1 protein-coding gene is annotated in these 665 nt (G+C 31.7%); it reads left to right on the forward strand.

Annotated elements, in window-relative coordinates; translation table 11 throughout:
* The coding region (locus tag IU405_RS00440) for a type I restriction-modification enzyme R subunit C-terminal domain-containing protein (protein WP_317193327.1) at nucleotides 1-478 on the forward strand (478 nt) is incomplete at its 5' end.
* Nucleotides 479-665 lie beyond the last annotated feature (187 nt).

Below are 665 nucleotides of genomic sequence, written 5' to 3' on the forward strand. Positions count from 1 at the left end.
AAATTATGGTACTTCCTATAGAAGAAGAGTAGAGAGTTTTATCAGAGAAAACAAGCATCAATTAACTATATCAAAGTTATTGACTAACGTACCTATTACTTCTAAAGAGTTAATACTGTTAGAAGAAATATTGTTTGATGGAGATGAAAGAGGAACTAGAGAGGATTTTGTTAAAGAGTTTGGAGAAGAGCCTTTAGGGGTATTCATAAGAGGAATTATAGGGTTGGATGTAAAAGCAGCGCAAAATGCCTTTTCTGAGTTTCTGCAGGCAGGTAATCTTAGAGCAGACCAAATGACATTCATACAAAATATCATATCCTACTTAACAAAGAATGGTACAATTGAACCAAGTATGCTATTTGAATCTCCATTCACAGATATGAATGATCAAGGATTGCTGGGTGTATTTGATGATAGTTATGCACACAAAGTGATAAATATAATTGAACGTATTAATGAGAATGCGATGATTGGGTAATTAGATGAAATAATACTTCTTGAAAACAATATCTTATTTTTCGACTAAATCAGTACACTTTTTGCTGACGATTTACATTGACAACGATTTACAGTACTAATGTATTTCCCACCTCAATAAAATGTGATGACATATAATGGTTTAGGAATTGTTTTCAATCACTTAGATATAAAACTATCTATTCTCC

The sequence above is a fragment of the Polaribacter sp. BAL334 genome, from assembly GCF_015767435.1.
In the GTDB taxonomy this organism is placed as follows: Bacteria; Bacteroidota; Bacteroidia; order Flavobacteriales; family Flavobacteriaceae; genus Polaribacter.